The sequence below is a fragment of the Streptomyces sp. NPDC037421 genome (genome assembly GCF_055602105.1).
This window is the reverse complement of the sequence record NZ_JBVJWV010000078.1, coordinates 1-4,846: the sequence shown is the minus strand read 5'-3', so window position 1 is coordinate 4,846 and position 4,846 is coordinate 1. Positions and strand designations below refer to the sequence as shown.

Sequence of the window (4,846 nt, the reverse complement as noted above, 5' to 3'; positions counted from 1 at the left end):
TCCGTGACGCCTACCAGGTCAACGCCGAGGGCCTGATCTCCGGCGGCGCGGACGCGCTGCTCGTCGAGACCACCCAGGACCTCCTGCAGACCAAGGCAGCCGTCATCGGCGCGCGGCGGGCACTGGACTGGTGCGGCATGGGGGACCTGCCGCTGATCGTGCAGGTCACCGTGGAGGCGACCGGCACGATGCTGCTGGGTTCGGAGATCGGTGCCGCGCTGACGGCGCTGGAGCCGCTGGGGATCGACATGATCGGTCTGAACTGCGCGACCGGTCCGGCGGAGATGAGCGAGCACCTGCGCTACCTGGCCCGCAACGCGCGGATCCCGCTGTCGTGCATGCCGAACGCGGGCCTGCCGGTGCTGACGAAGCAGGGCGCGCACTATCCGCTGTCGGCGTCCGAGCTGGCGGACGCGCAGGAGACCTTCGTCCGCGAGTACGGGCTGTCCCTGGTGGGTGGCTGCTGCGGTACCACGCCCGAGCATCTGCGCCAGGTCGTGGAGCGGGTCCGGGGCACCGCGGTCACCGAGCGGGTTCCGCAGCCGGAGCCGGGTGCGGCCTCGCTGTATCAGACGGTGCCGTTCCGGCAGGACACCTCGTACATGGCGATCGGTGAGCGGACGAACGCGAACGGGTCGAAGAAGTTCCGCGAGGCGATGCTGGACGCCCGCTGGGACGACTGCGTGGAGATGGCCCGGGACCAGATCCGCGAGGGCGCGCACATGCTGGATCTGTGTGTGGACTATGTGGGCCGTGACGGTGTCGCCGACATGCGGGAGCTGGCCGGCCGTTTCGCCACCGCCTCCACCCTGCCGATCGTGCTGGACTCGACCGAGGTCCCGGTGATCCAGGCGGGTCTGGAGAAGCTGGGCGGGCGTGCGGTCATCAACTCCGTCAACTACGAGGACGGTGACGGGCCGGAGTCCCGTTTCGCGAAGGTCACACGGCTGGCGCAGGAGCACGGTGCCGCGCTGATCGCGCTGACCATCGACGAGGAGGGCCAGGCCCGCACGGTCGAGCACAAGGTCGCCATCGCCGAACGGCTCATCGGGGACCTGACCGCCAATTGGGGGATCCGCGAGTCGGACATCCTCATCGACACCCTGACGTTCACGATCTGCACCGGCCAGGAGGAGTCGCGGAAGGACGGGATCGCGACGATCGAGTCGATCCGCGAGCTCAAGCGCCGCCACCCGGACGTGCAGACGACGCTGGGTCTGTCGAACATCTCCTTCGGCCTGAATCCGGCCGCGCGTGTCCTGCTGAACTCCGTCTTCCTCGACGAGTGCGTGAAGGCCGGACTGGACTCCGCCATCGTCCACGCCTCGAAGATCCTGCCGATCGCGCGGTTCGACGAGGAACAGGTCAGCACCGCCCTCGACCTGATCTACGACCGCCGCGAGGGCGACTACGACCCCTTGCAGAAGCTGATGGCGCTGTTCGAGGGCGTCAACACGAAGTCGCTGAAGGCGGGCCGGGCCGAGGAACTGCTGGCGCTGCCGCTGGACGAGCGTTTGCAGCGGCGGATCATCGACGGGGAGAAGAACGGTCTGGAGGCCGATCTCGACGAGGCCCTCCAGACCCGCCCGGCCCTGGACATCGTCAACGACACGCTGCTGGAGGGCATGAAGGTCGTCGGTGAGCTGTTCGGCTCCGGCCAGATGCAGCTGCCGTTCGTCCTCCAGTCCGCCGAGGTCATGAAGACGGCGGTGGCCTACCTCGAACCGCACATGGAGAAGACGGACGACGAGGGCAAGGGCACGATCGTCCTCGCCACGGTCCGTGGTGACGTCCATGACATCGGCAAGAACCTCGTCGACATCATCCTCACCAACAACGGCTACAACGTCGTCAACATCGGTATCAAGCAGCCGGTCTCGGCGATCCTGGAAGCCGCGCAGGAACACAAGGCCGATGTGATCGGCATGTCGGGGCTGCTGGTGAAGTCCACGGTGATCATGAAGGAGAACCTCGAAGAGCTCAATGCCCGGGGACTGTCCTCCCGCTTCCCCGTCATCCTCGGCGGTGCCGCCCTCACCCGCGCCTACGTGGAGCAGGACCTCCACGAGATCTACGAGGGCGAGGTCCGCTACGCCCGTGACGCGTTCGAGGGCCTGCGGCTGATGGACGCGCTGATCGCCGTCAAGCGCGGAGTCCCCGGCGCCGAACTCCCACCCCTCAAACAGCGGCGGGTCAAGGCCGTCGGCGTCACGGTCGAGGAGCGCCCGGCAGAGGCCGTCACGCGGTCCGACGTGGCCGTCGACAACCCAGTCCCCACGCCGCCCTTCTGGGGTACCCGCGTGATCAAGGGCATCCCGCTCAAGGACTACGCCTCCTGGCTGGACGAGCAGGCCCTGTTCAAGGGGCAGTGGGGCCTCAAGCAGGCCCGCGCCGGCGGAGCCACGTACGAGGAACTGATCGAGACCGAGGGAAGGCCCCGGCTGCGCGGCTGGCTGGACCGCCTCCACACGGACAACCTGCTCGAGGCGGCCGTCGTCCACGGCTACTTCCCCTGTGTCTCCAAGGGCGACGACCTGATCATCCTGGACGAGCTGGGCTCGGAGCGGACCCGCTTCACCTTTCCGCGCCAAGGCCGCGGCCGGCACCTCTGTCTGTCGGACTTCTTCCGCCCGGAGGAGTCCGGCGAGACCGACGTCATCGGCCTCCAGGTGGTCACCGTCGGCTCCAGGATCGGCGAGGCGACCGCCAAGCTGTTCGAGTCCGACGCCTACCGCGACTACATGGAACTGCACGGCCTGTCCGTCCAGCTGGCGGAGGCCCTGGCCGAGTACTGGCACGCCCGGGTCCGCGCCGAACTGGGCATCGCCGGATCCGATCCGGCCGCCATGGACGGCATGTTCCGTACCGAGTACCAGGGGTGCCGCTACTCCCTCGGCTACCCGGCCTGCCCCGAGCTGGCCGACCGGGCCAAGATCGCCGACCTTCTCCGGCCGGAGCGGATCGGCGTCCACCTCTCCGAGGAGTTCCAGCTGCACCCCGAGCAGTCCACCGACGCCATCGTCATCCACCACCCCGAGGCCGGCTACTTCAACGCGGGAGGGCGGGCATGACCTCCCTGAGCGATGTCCTGCGGAGCGGAGTGCCCTCCTTCTCCTTCGAGTTCTTCCCACCGAAGACCGATGCGGGCAGCCGTGTCCTGTGGGAGGCCATCCGCCGCATAGAGGCACTCGCACCGACCTTCGTGTCGGTCACCTACGGAGCCGGAGGCTCCTCGAGGGACCGTACCGTCGAGGTGACCAAACGGATCGCGGCGGAGACGACCCTGAGGCCCGTCGCCCATCTGACCGCCGTCGGGCACTCCGTCGCCGAGTTGCGCCACATCATCGGCCAGTACGCGGACGCGGGTGTGCGCGACGTACTGGCTCTGCGCGGCGACCCGCCCGGTGATCCGAACGCGCCCTGGGTACGGCACCCGGAAGGCTTGGCCCACGCCCACGAGCTGGTCCGCCTGGTGCGGGAATCCGGGGCCTTCAGCGTCGGTGTCGCGGCGTTCCCCGAGCGGCACCCCCGCTCGGTGGACTGGGAGTCCGACATACGCCACTTCGTGGCCAAGTGCCGGGCCGGGGCCGATTACGCGATCACCCAGATGTTCTTCCACGTCGACGACTACCTGCGGCTACGGGACCGGGTGGCAGCCGCGGGCTGTGACACGCCGATCATCCCGGAGATCATGCCGGCCACGGACGTGCGCCAGATCAGCCGCTTCGCAGAGCTCAGCGGTGCCGCCTTCCCCGAAGCACTCGCCCACCGCCTCGACTCGGTCCGCGACAACCCCGCGGACGGCCACCGCATCGGGGTCGAGTACGCCACGGCCATGGCCGAACGGCTGCTGGCCGAAGGCGCCCCCGGACTGCACTACATCACCCTCAACCGCTCGACGGCGACGCTCGAGATCCACCGCAACGTACTGAACTCAAGGAGTGCCCAGCATGTCCCCGCAGCTCACCGCTGACTTCACGGACTTCAAGGTCGCGGACCTTTCCCTTGCCGCTTTCGGCCGCAAGGAGATCACCCTGGCCGAGCACGAGATGCCGGGTCTGATGTCGATCCGCGAGGAGTACGCCGAGGCGCAGCCGCTGGCCGGCGCCCGCATCACGGGCTCGCTGCACATGACGGTGCAGACGGCCGTCCTGATCGAGACCCTCGTCGCTCTCGGTGCGGAGGTCCGCTGGGTGTCGTGCAACATCTATTCGACGCAGGACCATGCCGCGGCGGCGATCGCGGCCGCGGGGATCCCGGTGTTCGCCTGGAAGGGCGAGACGCTGGAGGAGTACTGGTGGTGCACGGAGCAGGCGCTGACCTGGCCCGGGCACGCGGGTCCGAACATGATCCTGGACGACGGTGGTGACGCCACCCTCCTGGTCCACAAGGGCGTCGAGTTCGAGAAGGCCGGGGCGGTCCCGGACCCGTCGACCGCCGGCAACGAGGAGATGGGCTTCGTCCTCGAACTGCTGGGCCGCAGTGAGCTGAACTGGACGCAGATGGCCTCCGGGATCCGGGGTGTGACGGAGGAGACCACCACGGGTGTCCACCGCCTCTACGAGATGCACCAGGCCGGCGCCCTGCTGTTCCCGGCGATCAACGTGAACGACGCCGTGACGAAGTCGAAGTTCGACAACAAGTACGGCTGCCGGCACTCGCTGATCGACGGCATCAACCGTGCCACCGACGTGCTGATCGGCGGCAAGGTCGCGGTCGTGTGCGGTTACGGCGACGTCGGCAAGGGCTGCGCGGAGTCGCTGCGCGGGCAGGGCGCGCGTGTCATCGTCACCGAGATCGACCCGATCTGCGCGCTGCAGGCGGCGATGGACGGCTACCAGGTCGC

At 68.5% G+C, this 4,846-nt stretch carries 3 protein-coding genes; all 3 read left to right on the top strand.

What is annotated here, in order from left to right; genetic code table 11:
* Positions 1 to 3,071, top strand: a 3,071-nt coding sequence (gene metH, locus ACZ7IF_RS39160) for a methionine synthase (RefSeq protein ID WP_470981809.1), incomplete at its 5' end; no start/stop codon positions are given.
* Entirely contained in the window at positions 3,068 to 3,973 is a 906-nt protein-coding gene (metF, locus tag ACZ7IF_RS39155; RefSeq protein WP_470981807.1) for a methylenetetrahydrofolate reductase [NAD(P)H], read from the top strand. The genes metH and metF, both read left to right, overlap by 4 nt.
* Positions 3,951 to 4,846, top strand: an 896-nt coding sequence (locus ACZ7IF_RS39150; RefSeq protein WP_470981805.1) for an adenosylhomocysteinase, incomplete at its 3' end; no start/stop codon positions are given. The genes metF and ACZ7IF_RS39150, both read left to right, overlap by 23 nt.

What these genes read in the sequence shown, in the direction of transcription:
- metF (WP_470981807.1), top strand. Translation starts at nt 3,068, where the DNA reads ATGACCTCCCTGAGCGATGTCCTGCGGAGCGGAGTGCCCTCCTTCTCC.